Origin of the sequence: Flavobacterium artemisiae (assembly GCF_042678225.1) — a bacterium.
Taxonomy (GTDB): domain Bacteria; phylum Bacteroidota; class Bacteroidia; order Flavobacteriales; family Flavobacteriaceae; genus Flavobacterium; species Flavobacterium artemisiae.
This window is the reverse complement of the sequence record NZ_JBHUDZ010000016.1, coordinates 145930-161383: the sequence shown is the minus strand read 5'-3', so window position 1 is coordinate 161383 and position 15454 is coordinate 145930. Positions and strand designations below refer to the sequence as shown.

15 protein-coding genes and 1 pseudogene are annotated in these 15454 nt (G+C 37.9%); 6 read left to right on the top strand and 10 right to left on the bottom strand.

Annotated features, from left to right (window positions below; translation table 11 throughout):
• Positions 1-53 precede the first annotated feature (53 nt).
• On the bottom strand, positions 54-887 hold the full coding sequence (locus tag ACFSC2_RS17265; protein WP_379815582.1) for a universal stress protein: 834 nt from the start codon (positions 885-887) through the stop codon (positions 54-56).
• Between the two features lie 182 nt (positions 888-1069).
• On the opposite strand from ACFSC2_RS17265, the gene mnmE reads away from it, so the two are divergent.
• Both mnmE and ACFSC2_RS17255 read left to right on the top strand, forming a co-directional pair.
• Positions 1070-2470 (top strand): tRNA uridine-5-carboxymethylaminomethyl(34) synthesis GTPase MnmE, encoded by a 1401-nt coding sequence (mnmE, locus tag ACFSC2_RS17260; protein ID WP_379815581.1) that lies wholly within the window; start codon positions 1070-1072, stop codon positions 2468-2470.
• 132 nt (positions 2471-2602) lie between these two features.
• Positions 2603-2761 (top strand): annotated as a pseudogene (locus tag ACFSC2_RS17255) (tyrosine-type recombinase/integrase); the annotation flags it as partial.
• Between the two features lie 105 nt (positions 2762-2866).
• On the opposite strand, the gene ACFSC2_RS17250 reads toward ACFSC2_RS17255, so the two are convergent.
• From ACFSC2_RS17250 to ACFSC2_RS17235, 4 genes are all read right to left on the bottom strand, one after another.
• Positions 2867-3658, bottom strand: a complete 792-nt coding sequence (locus ACFSC2_RS17250) for a glucose 1-dehydrogenase (protein WP_379815580.1) — start codon at positions 3656-3658, stop codon at positions 2867-2869.
• Between the two features lie 54 nt (positions 3659-3712).
• Entirely contained in the window at positions 3713-4291 is a 579-nt protein-coding gene (locus ACFSC2_RS17245) for a TetR/AcrR family transcriptional regulator (RefSeq protein ID WP_379815579.1), read from the bottom strand.
• A gap of 371 nt (positions 4292-4662) precedes the next feature.
• Positions 4663-5433 carry an SDR family oxidoreductase gene (locus ACFSC2_RS17240; protein WP_379815578.1) on the bottom strand — a complete coding sequence of 257 codons (771 nt, stop codon included), beginning with the start codon at positions 5431-5433 and terminating at the stop codon, positions 4663-4665.
• Positions 5434-5462: 29 nt separating this feature from the next.
• On the bottom strand, positions 5463-6215 hold the full coding sequence (locus ACFSC2_RS17235) for an SDR family NAD(P)-dependent oxidoreductase (protein ID WP_379815577.1): 753 nt from the start codon (positions 6213-6215) through the stop codon (positions 5463-5465).
• A 122-nt stretch (positions 6216-6337) separates the two neighbouring features.
• Here ACFSC2_RS17235 and ACFSC2_RS17230 point away from each other — a divergent pair, with 122 nt between their 5' ends.
• Positions 6338-6694 carry a winged helix-turn-helix transcriptional regulator gene (locus ACFSC2_RS17230; protein WP_379815576.1) on the top strand — a complete coding sequence of 119 codons (357 nt, stop codon included), beginning with the start codon at positions 6338-6340 and terminating at the stop codon, positions 6692-6694.
• 393 nt (positions 6695-7087) lie between these two features.
• The gene (locus ACFSC2_RS17225; RefSeq protein ID WP_379815575.1) at positions 7088-7831 is read left to right on the top strand and encodes a trypsin-like serine protease; all 744 of its coding nucleotides are present in this window, start codon (positions 7088-7090) and stop codon (positions 7829-7831) included.
• 358 nt (positions 7832-8189) lie between these two features.
• On the opposite strand, the gene ACFSC2_RS17220 is transcribed toward ACFSC2_RS17225, so the two are convergent.
• From ACFSC2_RS17220 to ACFSC2_RS17200, 5 genes are all read right to left on the bottom strand, one after another.
• The gene (locus tag ACFSC2_RS17220) at positions 8190-9917 is read right to left on the bottom strand and encodes an FAD/NAD(P)-binding protein (RefSeq protein WP_379815574.1); all 1728 of its coding nucleotides are present in this window, start codon (positions 9915-9917) and stop codon (positions 8190-8192) included.
• A gap of 45 nt (positions 9918-9962) precedes the next feature.
• Entirely contained in the window at positions 9963-10538 is a 576-nt protein-coding gene (locus ACFSC2_RS17215) for a DUF421 domain-containing protein (RefSeq protein ID WP_379815573.1), read from the bottom strand.
• A 218-nt stretch (positions 10539-10756) separates the two neighbouring features.
• Positions 10757-10978 carry a hypothetical protein gene (locus ACFSC2_RS17210; protein ID WP_379815572.1) on the bottom strand — a complete coding sequence of 74 codons (222 nt, stop codon included), beginning with the start codon at positions 10976-10978 and terminating at the stop codon, positions 10757-10759.
• A 124-nt stretch (positions 10979-11102) separates the two neighbouring features.
• Positions 11103-12494 (bottom strand): MFS transporter, encoded by a 1392-nt coding sequence (locus ACFSC2_RS17205; RefSeq protein WP_379815571.1) that lies wholly within the window; start codon positions 12492-12494, stop codon positions 11103-11105.
• Positions 12495-12571: 77 nt separating this feature from the next.
• A complete protein-coding gene (locus ACFSC2_RS17200; RefSeq protein WP_379815570.1) occupies positions 12572-12799 on the bottom strand; it encodes a hypothetical protein in 228 nt (75 codons plus the stop codon).
• A 269-nt stretch (positions 12800-13068) separates the two neighbouring features.
• Here ACFSC2_RS17200 and egtD point away from each other — a divergent pair, with 269 nt between their 5' ends.
• Positions 13069-14067: an L-histidine N(alpha)-methyltransferase gene (egtD, locus tag ACFSC2_RS17195; protein ID WP_379815569.1), complete on the top strand. Its 999-nt coding sequence runs from the start codon at positions 13069-13071 to the stop codon at positions 14065-14067.
• 49 nt (positions 14068-14116) lie between these two features.
• Positions 14117-15298, top strand: coding sequence for an ergothioneine biosynthesis protein EgtB (egtB, locus tag ACFSC2_RS17190; RefSeq protein ID WP_379815568.1), 1182 nt, complete (start codon positions 14117-14119; stop codon positions 15296-15298).
• The last annotated feature ends 156 nt before the right edge of the window (positions 15299-15454 follow it).

Genomic DNA, 15454 nt, shown 5'->3' with positions numbered 1-15454 from the left:
TTTGCTGAAAGACAAATATAGCTTTTAAGTCACAAAATCATCAAAAATTAATTTTAATCTTCGTGCATTACCAAAACCGGAATCGGAACTTCTTTTGATATTTTTTTTGTAAAACTAGAATCAAATAATCCTTCAAAGAAAGATCTTTTGTGCGTGATTGTGGTCAAAATATCAATGTCTTTGTACAAAATAAAATCCAGTATTGTTTCTTTTACATCGTCACTTGGAAGAACTAAGAATTCGACATTTTCGTTGGTAAACTCTTTTTCCCATTCTTTAATAGTCGTATCTGCCACATCAGAATTAGAAGTTTTCACGTAAAGGCTTCTCACTTTTGCATCTGTTTTTTTAGCAATTTTCAGCACTTTTTTTAATTCCTTTTTGTCTTTTTCACGATAACGTGTTGTAAAACCAATCGTTTTTACTTTTTTGAATTTAGCTTCTTCAGGAATACATAAAACAGGAACATCAACTCCTGAAATAACAGAACTTGTATTAGAACCTGTAAAGAATTTTGTCCAGTCAGAAGCGCCGGTTGTTCCCATTATAACAAAATCTATTTGATCTTCTTCGACGGCATTCTTAAGGTTATAAATTAGATCGCCGTCCATTAAACGGTGTTTGATCACAATATCTTCTAATTTTCGTTCCATTGCGATGGTTCTCAGTTTCGGAATTTCATCTTTGAACATTTCGAATTTAGCTAGTTCGATAGAACTGTATATGGAAGCATAATTCTCTGGAAAGAATTGGCTGTCGTAAACGGGAATCTCAAATGTATGAAGCAAGATCAATTCGGCTTTTACAATTTTAGCAAATTCTAAAGCGTGGACAAATGCATTTGTAGCAGCATCAGAGAAATCGGTAGGGAATAATATCTTTTTCATAGTTATTAAGATTAAGGTTTGTCTCTCAAATTTACTCATTCTGCAAGGAAATCAACCTGATAATTATCAGTTATTTAACACTTAATAATTTGTTAATCTTCTTTGCTTTTATGATTTCTGATGCTAATTTTAAGAGATGCTTCCCTTTTAAGAAATTCTGTCTTTTTTTATACCTTTGCAACATGATAAATCAAGATTCTATAGTTGCTTTGGCTACGCCTTCGGGAGCTGGAGCTATCGCCATAATTCGTATTTCAGGAGCCGAGGCCATTATAATTGGAAATTCGGTTTTTAAATCTCTTAAAAACAAAGATTTAACGAAACAGAAAACACATACTCTGCATTTAGGGCATATTGTTGACGGAAATAAAACGCTGGATGAAGTTTTAGTTTCAGTTTTTAAAGGTCCGAATTCGTATACAGGCGAAAATACGATCGAAATTTCTTGCCACGGATCAACTTATATTCAGCAGCAGATTATTCAGTTATTGCTTCGAAATGGCTGTCGAATGGCCGATGCGGGAGAATTTACACTTCGAGCTTTCTTAAACGGAAAATTAGATTTATCGCAGGCAGAAGCTGTTGCCGACTTGATTTCGTCTGATAATGAAGCTTCGCACCAAATTGCCATGCAGCAAATGCGCGGTGGATTTAGTAATGAAATTGCTAAACTTCGTGAAGAACTTTTAAATTTTGCTTCTTTAATTGAATTAGAATTAGATTTTGCAGAAGAAGATGTTGAGTTTGCCGACCGCACACAATTTCATGAGTTATTAAACAGAATCGAATTCGTTTTAAAACGTTTAATTGATTCATTCGCAGTTGGAAATGTAATTAAAAACGGTATTCCAGTTGCGATTGTAGGCGAACCAAATGTTGGAAAATCGACTTTGCTGAATGCACTTTTGAACGAAGAACGCGCAATTGTATCTGATATCGCTGGAACAACACGTGATACAATTGAAGATGAATTGGTTATTGGCGGAATTGGTTTTCGTTTTATTGATACTGCAGGAATTCGTGATACAAAAGATGTTGTAGAAAGCATCGGAATCAAAAAAACTTTCGAAAAAATAGAACAGGCGCAAGTTGTAATTTACTTATTTGATGGTTTGAAATTCCAAGTTTCAAGTTCGGAATTCGTTAATGAAATTGAACAAATCAAGAATAAATACCCATTAAAGCCTTTGCTGATTGTCGTTAATAAAAAAGATATTTTATCTCCAGATGAAGTATTAAATATTACGAACAAGCTTGAAAATCTTAATGCAAAACTGTTATTGATTTCTGCAAAAGAAAAAATAGGAGTTGAGGATTTAAAAAATGAATTATTGTCTTTTGTAAATACTGGTGCACTTCGAAATAACGAAACAATTGTAACGAATACAAGGCATTATGATTCGTTACTAAAAGCTTTAGATGAAATTCAAAAAGTAAAATTCGGATTAGAATCGGGTCTTTCAAGCGACCTTATGGCGCTTGATATTCGGGAAGCTTTGTATCAGTTCGGGTTGATTACGGGGCAAGTTTCTAATGACGAGTTGCTGGGGAATATTTTTGCAAACTTTTGTATCGGAAAATAAAAGACGCAAATAAAAACAAAGGAAAAATAATAAAAGAGCTAAAATGTAGGTAATTAATATTTTAGCTCTTTTTTATTGCGATGATTTTTGTAATATTTGGGTGTTTTTTTACATCAATAAGCATATTACCTTCATTGTTTCCGCCATACTTACGCTGCTTTACAGCTGACGGCAGGAACTGATATTTTTACTATCTCTAAAATGCTTGGCCATAAGAGTGTTAAGACAACACAGATATATGCGAAAGTAATTGATCAGAAGAAAAGGGCGCAGCAGGTAGGATTTCTTTAGAATAAAGATTTTTCAACACTCCAATGCCTTGGAATGACAATAAAATTAATAAAAAACGGATCATAGTAAGTCCTATTGATCCGTTCTAAAATAAACTAAATTGATTTATGAATTACCATACAGGTTTGATTCACCTCCGTCAATTGCAATCGTCTGACCATTCACATATTGGCATTCATCGCTAAGTAGAAAGGCTACAAGGTTCCCTACATTTTCAGGTTTACCTAATTGTCTTGTTGGGTTTCTTTGCGCGTATTCTGTTTCAGCAGCTTTTGGATCAGCTGGATTTACCTGTTTAAAAGCTTCTGCCACCATTGGAGTCAGGATAGCGCCTGGTGCGATTGCATTGGTGTATATTCCGTCTTTACCGTATTCTATTGCCGCATTTTTGGTCATACCAGAAACGGCGTGTTTGCTTGCCACATAAGGCATCTGATTAACAACACCTCTGATTCCGCCAACAGAGGCAACGTTTACGATTTTTCCTCCGCCTTGTTTCTGCATTACTGGAATCACATATTTTAAACCGTAATAAACCCCCATAAGATTGATGTCAATTACTTTTTTGAATATATTGACATCATAGTCAACTATTGACGCTTGTTTTCCCTCGATACCGGCATTATTGTACAATCCATCGACGCGTCCAAACTCCTCGACTGTTTTGTCTACATAATTTTTGACTGCCTGTTCATCAGAAACGTCAGCAACGATGGTTATAATTTTAGCATTCGGCGCAACTGAATTGATTTCTGCTTTTGCTTTTTCTAGTGCTTCTGAGTTGTAATCTACAATAGAAAGATTGGCTCCTTTAAGTGCAACGGCTTTACTTGCTGCCAGTCCGAGCCCCATAGCGGCTCCTGTAATTATAATTGTTTTGTCATTGAAAGTACTCATAATATATAATATTAAATTATTAGTGAAAAAATATTCATTTAAAATGTAAAAAAATTAGCTCATGCCTCTCCATACCATATCAAAGGAGTCATCAATCACCTTCTGATTTAACTCAAACAGTTTTTGGATAATGCCTGTTGCGCAGGATCGCACTGCACCATCAAAAAAGCTGATCAGTATAATGGCATCTACTTCTTTTATAATTCCTTCATGCTGGCCCTTTGCCAGAAGTTCGTACAATGGTCTATTCTGTTTCTCGTATTCTGCCAGCTGTTTATCGAAATTTAGCTGTATGTAGCCTGACTGCTGGTACTGATCTATAAATATGGTTTCATCATAGTTATTGAGCCTGTAGTTAAGCATATTGATATAAATCTGTTTAAGAGATTGTCTTATAGGGGAATTGATGTCAAAGTTAGAATACATGGCATGTGCCATTCGATCTTCTACTGCCGCATAAGCCAGCTGTACTACTTCTTCTTTGTTTTTGAAATAAATGTACAGTGTGCCGGCAGCAATTCCGGCTGTTTTGCTTATTCCAGCAATGTTTACGCTTGCAAGTCCTTGTCTGCCGGTAAGCGTATATACGGATTGCAAAATTTTCGCTCTTTTATCAGGATCTAATGGTCTCATACCGTAAATTTAAATGAAAAAATATTCATTTAAAAAAAAATAAATAAATTATAACTTTTCTTTAAGGAATTAACTGCTCATGATTAGTACTGCAATTTTAAAACTTTAAAAATGAATGCTTTGGAGTAATTTTCACTGGCGGGTTTTAATAATACAATCGGAAGTCGGATAAGAGCAGAAGCCGAAATCCAAGAATATGTAGTCTGATCCTCACTTCGAAATCACTGATTGCTTTGATCTACTCCTAAGGCTGTAAGTTTTAAAGTATCTGACAGACAGACACCGACTCTACAGCTTCTTCTTTGTTTTTTGCTAAAAGCCTGAGAAGATTTTATTTCCCAGGCTGTTTTTTTTGCATTTGATTTTTAATATTATTTCATCAGGCTGATGTTCGTCATGCCGCCGTCCGAAAGAATTTCGGTGCCCACAATAAAAGACGATTCATCCGAAGCTAAAAAAACTGCTGCATTTCCAATATCAGACGGAACGCCTTGTCGGCCTGCAGGTGTAATATCTATCCACATTTGTTTTACCTGTTTCAAGTGTTCCTGAGGAACTAGTTTCTCAAAAACAGGAGTATCAATAGAACCAGGAGAAAGTGCATTTACGCGAATTTTTCTTGACAGAAGATCCAGCGATAATCCCTTTGCTAATGAAATTATAGCGGCTTTTGCTGCAGAATAAACTGCCATTCCAGGCGCAGCCCGATGTGCGGCACTAGATCCGATAAGTATAACAGAAGCACCGTCATTAAGGTAGGGCAGCGATTTTTGTACTGTAAAATAGGCACTTTTTAAATTCAAATCCATGTATTTGTTGTAACTTTCTTCAGTAACTTCCGAGATCGTCCCCATTGGAACCCCATCTACTATTCCTCCGGCATTGACGACAACAACATCAATTTTGCCAAACTTATCAAAGGTTTTCTGAAATATATTTTCCAGATTATCATTATTTGTAACATCCCCGGGAATGCCAATAAAATTATTTCCTAATGAAGCAACAGCGTTATGTAAGGTTTCAGAATTTCTTCCTGTGATGGTTCCTAGAGCGCCTTCTTTGCTAAATGCTTCTGCAATACCATATCCGATACCGCTGTTTCCGCCTGTTATAACAGTGATTTTATTTTGTAATCTGTTCATTTGTTTAATGTATAAATGGTTGTATAAAATTATAAACCGTAGATTCCTCCTGAAACTGAAATTTTCTCACCATTAATCCATCCAGAATCTTCAGAAGCCAGAAATACAGCTGCTTTAGCAATATCTTCGGGCTGACCTGTTCGTCCAAGTGGAGTAGTGGCAACAAATTTTGTTTCGGCAGCACTGCCAATGAAACCTGCACTTCGAGAACCTTCCGTCTCAACTACGCCAGGTAAAATGGAATTGATGCGAATATTTCTACCGCTGAATTCTTTGGATAATGAGATGGTAATGGCATCAAGCGCCGCTTTAGTTGCTGAATAAACAGATCCTGTTGGTAATGGCGTTTTTGATGCTTCGGAGCTCACATTGATAATATTTCCTCCATTTCTAAATAATTGTAAAGCAGCCTGAATAGTCAATAAAGAGCCCAACACATTAATGTTAAACTGCTGATGAAAAGATTCTTCAGATAACTCTTCGATTGGTGCATATTGATATATTCCAGCATTGTTAACTAAAATATCCAAAGTGCCGAATGCTTTTTTGGTTTCTTCAAATAATGCAGCAACCTCTGAGGCTTTTGATACATCTCCTTGTACCAGAATGGCTGTTCCTCCATTATCTTGTATCGATTTCAATACTTTTTCGGCACCAGTTTTATCTGATGCATAATTGACTACGACTTTTGCTCCTTCCAAAGCAAAATGTTGTGCAATAGATGCTCCAATTCCTTTTGAAGCTCCTGTAACTATTGCAACTTTGTTTTTTAATTTGTTCATGACTTCATGTATGATGTTAATCCAGCAAATGTATATCGGTTTGATTAATTTTAGTAACTTTGTAACTAAAAGTAACTGTAACCTTGAATTAACGTTGTAACCTTAAAGTAACAAAGTAACCTATGGAAGAATGTAATATGCTTGAAAAAGAACAGCACAAGAAAGAGATGATGGCTGTTCAGGATTCTATGGATGTATTGAATGGAAAATGGAAAATTGCCGTGATATCATCAATCTGTTTTTATAATAAAAGAAGATTTTCAGATATTTTGAATGATGTTGCCGGGATTTCGAACAAAATGCTGAGTAAGGAATTAAAAGAACTTGAAATAAATAAATTAGTGAAAAGGACGATTCTAGATACGTATCCAGTTACGATTCAATACGAACTTACTTCGCACGGCAAAACACTTCAAACTATAATTCAGAATTTGACGCAATGGGGACTTGATCACAGGAAAAAGATTGCAGAAGATTGATGTGCATGCTAGTTCTTATGCTATAGGCTTTTCAAATTGATCTCGGACATATGATGATTCAAACATCTTTTTTCTTCAAACTGATCGTAAGGAGGAATAAAAAATACATGAAAATTTAATGGGAATGGATCTGAGTCCGAATTTAAAAGAAATAATTAATTAAATTTTATTTTCTGGCTTCGGTGCGGCAATTCCGCCACAATATTTGGATTATGAATGGGTCGGGTCAGCTTCAGTTCCTTATTAATGCAGTGCGGCCGTATTTTTTACTGTATGTATTAAGGAATGCTTTTTGAATATTTTGCAGCAATTGTTTTGCTATATTTGAAATGTGACATATATGAAACGGAAGTTTCGCCATAGCTGATGGCATAATGTAAATCTGGTAGTATTATGAAATTTAATCTTTTTTCTGCTCTTTCATTTTTGTGGATGGCGGGCTGTCTCGGACAGGAGGTTTATTCCGATAAGACATTTAAAGAAATAGCCCTGGTCAACGGGATAGAATTTGTAGACCCAAAATATGACCAGCCGAAATTCAGCTGCGGCTTTCTTTTAAAATACAATAATGAAATTTTTGCCGTCACGGCAAAACATATTCTCAAGGTCGTTAAGCCGGAAAGCATGAATACCTTGGCACTGGAAGGGTGTATTAAAAACTGGATATTATACCCCTTAAACAATAAGTCGGAAATTGTAATGTGCGATAGATTATTAAATGAAGACAAGTCTGAGCTACTGGATGCCAAGTCCAGTTATGACAATGACTGGCTGGTTTTTTCAATAAGGGAGAATTCTTCCCGTATAGTGCCTTTGGAAATAAGGAGTACACCTTTAGCTAAGGGAGAAAAATTATATGTTGCGGGCTGGACCAGGACGATGGAAAGCGGTTCCCAAAGAGTGTATGAATTCGAATATTACAAAACAGTTTCAAACCGTATTTTACTAAAAGATATCCTTGTGCCGGAGAAATTCGGGGGACTCAGCGGGGCTCCATTAGTGGATGAGAACGGACTGCTCGTCGGGATTGTCTCGAACGCGACGGCTGATCCGGATTCAAATAAGAAATTTTTCTCTCCATGTTCAGTAACAAATCTAGCTGCTTTTCTGGAAAATAGAAGTCATGGCAGACAATAGGCCCGCAGTATACCGGCTGTTAATTACTGCATCCCGCATTTACTAATTATAAATTTACAATACTACCCCATAAAAATTAAAACAGCCTTAAGGCTGTTTTTTTATTTTATGATATTCTTTTTGTTTAAGTGTTTTGCCGGTTGGTTTTAGATGAAGTTAATTTTATTTAGGCCATGCTTGTCCCTACTTCAGATATATAGAGCATATGCGGCAGAACCGGCAGTAAAGGAAGATGTCATTTCTTTGTCAGTAATCGCTTTTTCGATAGAAACAGCATAGTGCCGGATTTGCTGCTTACTGTGAATTCTATTTTTTTATTTTTGCTCAGCACTAATCCGTATCTGTAATCAAAAAATAGTTATAATTCAAAAGGCTCTTCCTTAAAAATATCTTCTACAATTCTCAGAGAAGCAGCTTCGCAAAAATCCAAGCCTGAATAATCTGGATTAAACCCCCCAATGTAAGGTACAGCCATAATGTAGATATATTCATTATAAGATCCGTATTGGTCAATGATCTGAAAGTTGTCATTAATTGCGATTCCGGAAACCTGTAGGGAATAGCTTCCATCCGAATTTTTTTCGACCAGGGTACTTCCGTTTTCCAAAATTGTTTCTGCCGCCTCATTTGATTTAAATTTTAAAGATGCGGGACTTACAGCTTTCTGGGATAGCAATGTTTTAAATGGGAAATCTTCATAAGATAAATGCGGCTGTCCAACACAATCTACAAAAGTAGTGTAATATTCAGCTTTCCTGTTTTGATTTTCATCGAGGTACTTATAAATTATTCCGCCGCCATGCTGGGGTTCAACAGCACTATCCTGGTTTACCGCCGTAATATCCAATACACCCGCATGATGCAGGGCCAGGAGCTCGCTGCAGGATTTTTGCGGTACAAAAGCAATCACAATAGAAATAAGAGGCATAAGTACTTTTTGCAGACGCTGCATATCTTCGGCAGAAAGGTATTTAGCCGGATGGTTCATCGCAAAGCTTAAAACTGCCAGCATTTCTTTCCAGTAAATGGATTCCTGTCTTTTTATGGATTTTTCTGCCTGAATATATTCGGCCTTCAACAGCTGGAAAGGTTCCAAGCGTTCTCTGAGTTCCATCATTTCCTCCACAAATTCCTCAATGGAAAGATCTTTGATGCGGTCATAAAAATCCGGATCTTTTGTACGGAAGATTTCAGTGAAATTTCTTTTAAAAACAAAATCAAGCGAAAGAAACCCGCTGTTTTCTTTACGATGCTCGTCTATCTCTTCCCTGGTAAGCAGAGAATCGTGTGATAAATGAGAATCTTCCAGATGGAATCGGACAGAAGGCAGCATACCGCTTCTGGAATGTATGACCATTTTAAAGTCTGGGCAGTCAGCCGCTTTTTCAAAGCTCATTTTTCCATCATCGTCCTTTATAAATCTACCGTTGCAGCGGGCCAAGGTTCTTATGGCATCAATGGCGGTAAGAGAGGATCCTCGTATAGCGACGGCATGATTTAATTTTGATCTCAGTTTTGAAGGCGGATATGGAGAATCAAAATACCCTTTTACCTTTCCTTCATATTTTTCAGGCCAGTTATGTCCCGTACAAATTATGGCATAATCAAATTCTGTTTTATCATTCCCTGTTACGACACAAACTTTCTGGTCTTCTTTTTTGTAAATTACATCGGTTACATTTGTGTCATAAAGAATAGTGGTCGTGATTCCTTTTACCGCAGCAATCTGCTGCAGAAGATCGAACTGTGAAGAAAGGTAATGGCCGAACAGAATTCTGGGCAGTACTTTGTATTCATTAAAATTGCTCGAATTGATATTAAACCTTTCCAATAATTCGGCTGGGGCAGTTTTGATCCATTCTTCTATAGAATTGACAATGAAGGGTATCTCATTATCAGATACATTTGTTACATGCTCATCATTGGCGCCTTCACCGCTGTAAGGCATTCCGGCACCCAGCATGCTCTTTTTTTCATAGATGGTCACATCAAGGTCAGTACTCCCATATTCAACAAGTCTTTTATAAAGAAACAGTCCGCTTGGACCGCCTCCTAAAATTGCTATCTTTTTTATATTTCGCTGCATCTGTAATTTTTAAACGAAAAGTACTGTAGGTTACTACAAGATCCCTTACAAAATTTTGTGATTTCTGTCTAAAATTTTACTGTCAGGGCCAGCAATTATTTTTGCTTTGGATAAATCCAAGTCATCCAGCGAGCTTGGTCCCTCTGCGGATGATTTTTTTACAACACTCAATGTTCCTTTCAGCTCCATTACTACAGCCTTCACGTCATCCAGCTTATCAATTCCTGTAGATCGTACGGCAGCATAAATTTCTTCTTTTGTGATGGTTTCAAGTGCCATTGATTTCTCTATGAATCTATTATCATAAAAAACAATGCGCGGTTCTGTATTAATGATTTTTTCCACTTGTGTGGAAGATCTTGCCAGCCATGCAAAAATATACTGAAGCAGAATAATAAGCAGAAGAACCACCGAGCCTTCCGCAATCGGTATTGTGGCGAGCATAATATCGGAAAGGGTAGAACCAAGGGCGATGGAAACGATAAAGTCGAAAGCATTTAGTTTGGCAAGTGTTCTTTTACCTGAGATGCGTACAAAAAGAAAAAGTGTAGTAAATGCCGTAACAGTTGTAATGGCACACCTTATAATCCCCAGCCAGTCTTGAAAAAAGATATCATTCATAATTTCTATCAATTTTGTTAAGCACTTAGAGCGCTATTATCAAATTTACGAAACCATGATAAAAAAATAGTTGCTTAATTTTCAGGGAATTTTATAAAAATGACCTGCTTGTGAATGGGGTATAGATTAATTCCGCACCAATACGGTTGCAGAGATGAATAATTCAAAAAGCCTGCAGTTTGGGCTGCAGGCTTTTCTGTTTTGATTTTTTAGTTTTATCAATTAGATTTCTTGATAACATATAGTCCGCCGCCCAAAAGAATTACCGCGGCTCCCAGATATAGGAAACCCTGCATTTGGCCGGATTCGTTTGAAGCGTCAATTTTAAGGCCTAAAAAGTTAATTTCCTTGGTGCTGTCCGCCACTTTGTTTAATCCAACGTAACCGGCCGCCAGGCTGATCAATATAAGTACAATGCCTATTATTTTAGATGAATTCATAATTTTAAATTTAATGTTTCTTAAATATAAGAAAAATTATCCAGATTTGGAAATTCGGTGATTCTATCAGATGTCTTCTCTTTGTATGCGGCGCAGTGTTTTGAAGTTTACTGGCTTTGCAGCTTTAGACAGCAGATTTTAAATTATCGCCATCTTTAAAATGCAGTCTTCTAAAAACCAAACCAGACAAAATGGTTAATGATCCTACAACCAAAAAGGTGTATCGGAATGCATTATGAATTTCGTTGTGAATGAGCTTGACATCTCCCTGAAAAAATTTAAGGACTAATAATCCCAAAGCAATTCCGAAACCAATTGCAAGCTGCTGATTTACGGAAACCAGTGAATTGCCGCTGCTTGTATGATAAACTCTCAAGTCGGCTATAGAAATAGAATTCATCGATGTAAACTGTATAGAGTTAAAGAAACCTAAAACTGCAATAATGGGAATGTACCAATAAATGGAAGTATGAATTGAAGGAATGGCCAATGCGCAGATCAATATTCCAATGATGAAAGTATTGACCATTAAAGTTTTTCGATATCCGAAAGAATTTAAAATTTTAATTACAAAGGATTTTCCAAATATTGCTGTGAGTGCCATTGGCGCTACAATCCATCCAGATGTGACTGCCGACTGACGGTAGGCAATCTGTATCATCATGGGTAGCAGTAAAGGGATGGAACTGTAACCCAATCGGGTTGCCAGATTGCCGATCATGCCCACACGGAAAGTGCGGACCTGGAAAAGATTTAATGGAAAAAGAGGATTGTTATCTGTTGCGGCATGACGGTAATACCAGTACAACATTAGAAATCCAGACATTAGAATAAGCAAAACTGGTGTAACGCGTACAGTATTTCCAAATAATTCCAAGGAAACAGACAAAAGCAGGGATGCGGCCGCGAAAATCAGGAAGCCTTTAAGATCAAAATCGATTATAGGAGATCTGTAGTCCGGCATGTATTTTAGGCTTAAGATAATGCCGACGATGCCAAAAGGAATATTTATAAGAAAGATCCAGTGCCAGGACAGATAATCGACCATATAGCCTCCAACCAAGGGTCCCAAAACCGGACCGATTAAAGCCGGGATAATGGCAAAATTCATTGCCTTCAATAATTCGTTTTTTGGGAATGTTCTAATCAAGGCAAGTTTGCCCACTGGAGTCATTAAACTTCCGCCGACGCCCTGGATGACCCTGGCAAATATCAGATGATTCAGGCTTTGTGAGAGTGCGCATAATAAAGATCCGATGCTGAATAGCATCAGGGCAAGAATAAACACTTTTCTTGTGCCAAACTTGTCCGATAGAAAACCGCTGACGGGCATGAAGAGTGCCAACGTTAATACATAGCTGATAATGGCATTTTGCATTTCGAGCGGCGACTCCTGTAAATCTCTGGCAATGGCTGTTATAGATGTATTTAAAATAGTTGAATCCAGCATCTGCATAAAAATGGAAGTAGCCAGAAGAACGGGTAATGCTTTTTTAATTGTTTCGATTGGTTGCATGTCGGCAGCTGCGTTGATGAGTTAGTAGCAGAAAGGGTATCAGGTCCGGTTTCTCGGCAAAGGTTTTGAGCAGTGCCTTAATGGATTTTCTTATTGATGAAATCATTTAAAATGTTCTGGGTGGAGCGCTCCACGTCGCCCGCAATAAGATCCGGTGATTTCAGCAGGTAGTCGTCCACAAATGCAAATGCGGCCTTTTCGGTCTCGTTAAACCTTTCAGCGGTATCCTGCTGCAGGGATAAATTGTAGCGGAACTCGAGAAAGGCTTTGAGTTCAGATTCAAATTGTTCTATAAGATCATTCATGGCGGTAAGTTTGAAAATTTTCTGCAGTTTGTGCTTTAAACGGCTCACTGCAAGTTACGTATAATTCAAATGATGCGGTTACAGTCTGCGGGAGTTTTATTTACAGGATTTTAATACTATGGTATTTCTTATGGCAGCGGACAGGAAACTGTGGGGTCTATAAATTTTTTGAGTTAATTTTCTGTTTTATCAGAACCTTTTCTGCCGTAAATCAAATGTAACTTAGAGTGAGAAAGTCTTCCTTTCTGAAAATATCAAAAAACAAAACAATGAAAGTAACAACTACAACTACAGCCATAGACGAAAATATAGAAACTACAAATGGGAAAACTGTGCATTTTATGGAAGATGTCCTTGCAGGATTAAACCGGTCTCCAAAACATTTAGAGTCCAAATACTTTTATGATCAGCTTGGAGATCGTCTTTTTCAACAGATCATGGCTATGCCGGAATATTATCTGACCCGCTGTGAGATGGATATCTTTGAGAATAAGACTGCCGAGATAGCGCAAGGGATAAGAAGCGCGGATACGCCTTTCGACTTAATTGAGCTCGGAGCTGGGGATGCTTCCAAATCTGTGCATCTGCTACAATATTTACAAGAACAGGGTACTGATTTCCGGTACATGCCCATTGACATTTCGGGAAATATTCTTTCGGAGCTGAAGCAGAAGCTCATTAGGGATCTTCCTGATTTGAATGTCGAATGCCTGGAAGGCGAATACTTTGACATGCTTTACAAAGCTTCACAGCTTTCCTCACGCCGTAAGGTAATCCTGTTTCTGGGCAGTAATATAGGAAATATGGAATTGGAAGACGCTTATCGTTTTTGCTTTGAGCTCCGCAAGAATCTCAACAAGGGGGATGTGGTCATGATTGGATTTGACCTGAAAAAAGAGCCCAATACTATTCTGAATGCCTATAATGATCCCAAAGGTGTTACGGCTTCTTTTAATTTAAATCTGCTGGAGCGTATTAACCGAGAACTAGATGCTGATTTTGTTGTAGATCAGTTTGAACATTATGAAACCTATGACCCGCTGAGCGGTGCCTGCCGCAGTTATCTGATAAGTCTAAAAGAACAGCAGGCTACTGTTGGTAATCAAGTATTTCATTTTTCGGAAAATGAACCTGTTTACATGGAAGTATCCCAGAAATTCTCGTTGGAGGATTCCCGAAAGATGGCTTCCCAATCTGGATTTGAACCGCACAAAAGCATTATGGACAGCAGAGGATGGTTTTTAGATGCATTCTGGACAGCGGTATAGTGAAAGATAGAATCAAACAGGATTTTTAACAGTGATTAAAAAATAAAACATGGAAACAGCAGTAAAAAACGATGCACAGCTACTGCTGGCGCAGTATAAAAAAATACGTAAACATTCCGAAAGCATTTGCAGTCCTTTGCAGACAGAGGATTATGTGGTGCAGCCCGTTGCAGATGTAAGTCCTCCTAAATGGCATCTGGGACACACGACCTGGTTTTTTGAAACCTTTGTGCTGATGCCTCATTTTAAAGAATATAAGGAATTTAACCCATTGTATAACTTTGTATTTAACAGCTATTATGAAACTGTAGGGGCAAGGGTAGTCCGTACAGACCGCGGTAATTTAAGCCGTCCTTCAGTTTTGGATATTTATGCTTACCGCAGGTATGTGGATGAGCAGATGGAAAACTTTTTAGCCGAAGCTGTGCTTTCCGATAAATTGTTTGGCATTTTAGAACTAGGATTGAACCACGAACAACAGCATCAAGAGCTGCTCTTGACCGATATCAAATACATATTGGGACACAATCCGCTTTTTCCTGTCTACAGTGAAAAAGAAATTGAGGCTAATTGGGATGTGAAAAAAGATTCTGGATTTATCGCTTTGCCGGAAGGAATTTATGAGATTGGGTTCAATGGCAAAGGCTTCAGTTTTGATAACGAATCTGGCCTTCATAAAAAATATCTGGAAGCTTTTGAGATCGCTTCCTCTCTGGTTACCAATGCCGAATACCTTGAATTTATGAAGGATGGCGGTTACGACGATTTCAGGCACTGGCATTCGGAAGGATGGGACTGGGTAAAGCAACAACAGGTAAAATCTCCTTTGTACTGGCATTTCATGGATGGGAAATGGCAGTACTATAAACTGTCCGGATTTCAGGATATTGAATGGTCTGAGGCAGTTTGCCATGTCAATTTTTATGAAGCATCCGCTTTTGCTTCTTGGAAAGCAATGCGTCTGCCTTTGGAAGAAGAATGGGAAGCGGCCAGCAGTCTTTTCAACTGGGGCCGAAGATGGGAGTGGACCGGCAGTGCATATCTGCCTTATCCAAGGTACAGTAAGGCACCGGGAGCTATTGGGGAATACAATGGAAAGTTTATGGTGAATCAGATGGTACTGAGAGGCAGTTCAATTGCAACTCCAGAAGGACACAGCCGTCCGAGTTACCGTAATTTCTTCCATCCCAGACACCAGTGGCAGTTTTCCGGTATCCGCCTGGTGAAATAAAACGGGATCTTTGAGTCGCCGACAGGGCAAAGAAGCCCGCGGCGACAGTGTATCTATCAGGTATTTTTTTTATTTCATAACATTAATCTTTGTGGTATGAATTTTTTTTGCTGGGGAAAGCAGGATTCGAATCTAAGGCTGGAAAACAGCACATTG

What these genes read in the sequence shown, in the direction of transcription:
- ACFSC2_RS17200 (WP_379815570.1), bottom strand. Translation starts at nt 12,799, where the DNA reads ATGAATGATCTTATAGAACAATTTGAATCTGAACTCAAAGCCTTTCTC.
- egtB (WP_379815568.1), top strand. Translation starts at nt 14,117, where the DNA reads ATGGAAACAGCAGTAAAAAACGATGCACAGCTACTGCTGGCGCAGTAT.
- egtD (WP_379815569.1), top strand. Translation starts at nt 13,069, where the DNA reads ATGAAAGTAACAACTACAACTACAGCCATAGACGAAAATATAGAAACT.
- ACFSC2_RS17265 (WP_379815582.1), bottom strand. Translation starts at nt 887, where the DNA reads ATGAAAAAGATATTATTCCCTACCGATTTCTCTGATGCTGCTACAAAT.
- ACFSC2_RS17230 (WP_379815576.1), top strand. Translation starts at nt 6,338, where the DNA reads ATGGAAGAATGTAATATGCTTGAAAAAGAACAGCACAAGAAAGAGATG.
- ACFSC2_RS17245 (WP_379815579.1), bottom strand. Translation starts at nt 4,291, where the DNA reads ATGAGACCATTAGATCCTGATAAAAGAGCGAAAATTTTGCAATCCGTA.
- ACFSC2_RS17240 (WP_379815578.1), bottom strand. Translation starts at nt 5,433, where the DNA reads ATGAACAGATTACAAAATAAAATCACTGTTATAACAGGCGGAAACAGC.
- ACFSC2_RS17215 (WP_379815573.1), bottom strand. Translation starts at nt 10,538, where the DNA reads ATGAATGATATCTTTTTTCAAGACTGGCTGGGGATTATAAGGTGTGCC.
- mnmE (WP_379815581.1), top strand. Translation starts at nt 1,070, where the DNA reads ATGATAAATCAAGATTCTATAGTTGCTTTGGCTACGCCTTCGGGAGCT.
- ACFSC2_RS17220 (WP_379815574.1), bottom strand. Translation starts at nt 9,917, where the DNA reads ATGCAGCGAAATATAAAAAAGATAGCAATTTTAGGAGGCGGTCCAAGC.
- ACFSC2_RS17235 (WP_379815577.1), bottom strand. Translation starts at nt 6,215, where the DNA reads ATGAACAAATTAAAAAACAAAGTTGCAATAGTTACAGGAGCTTCAAAA.
- ACFSC2_RS17205 (WP_379815571.1), bottom strand. Translation starts at nt 12,494, where the DNA reads ATGCAACCAATCGAAACAATTAAAAAAGCATTACCCGTTCTTCTGGCT.
- ACFSC2_RS17210 (WP_379815572.1), bottom strand. Translation starts at nt 10,978, where the DNA reads ATGAATTCATCTAAAATAATAGGCATTGTACTTATATTGATCAGCCTG.
- ACFSC2_RS17225 (WP_379815575.1), top strand. Translation starts at nt 7,088, where the DNA reads ATGAAATTTAATCTTTTTTCTGCTCTTTCATTTTTGTGGATGGCGGGC.
- ACFSC2_RS17250 (WP_379815580.1), bottom strand. Translation starts at nt 3,658, where the DNA reads ATGAGTACTTTCAATGACAAAACAATTATAATTACAGGAGCCGCTATG.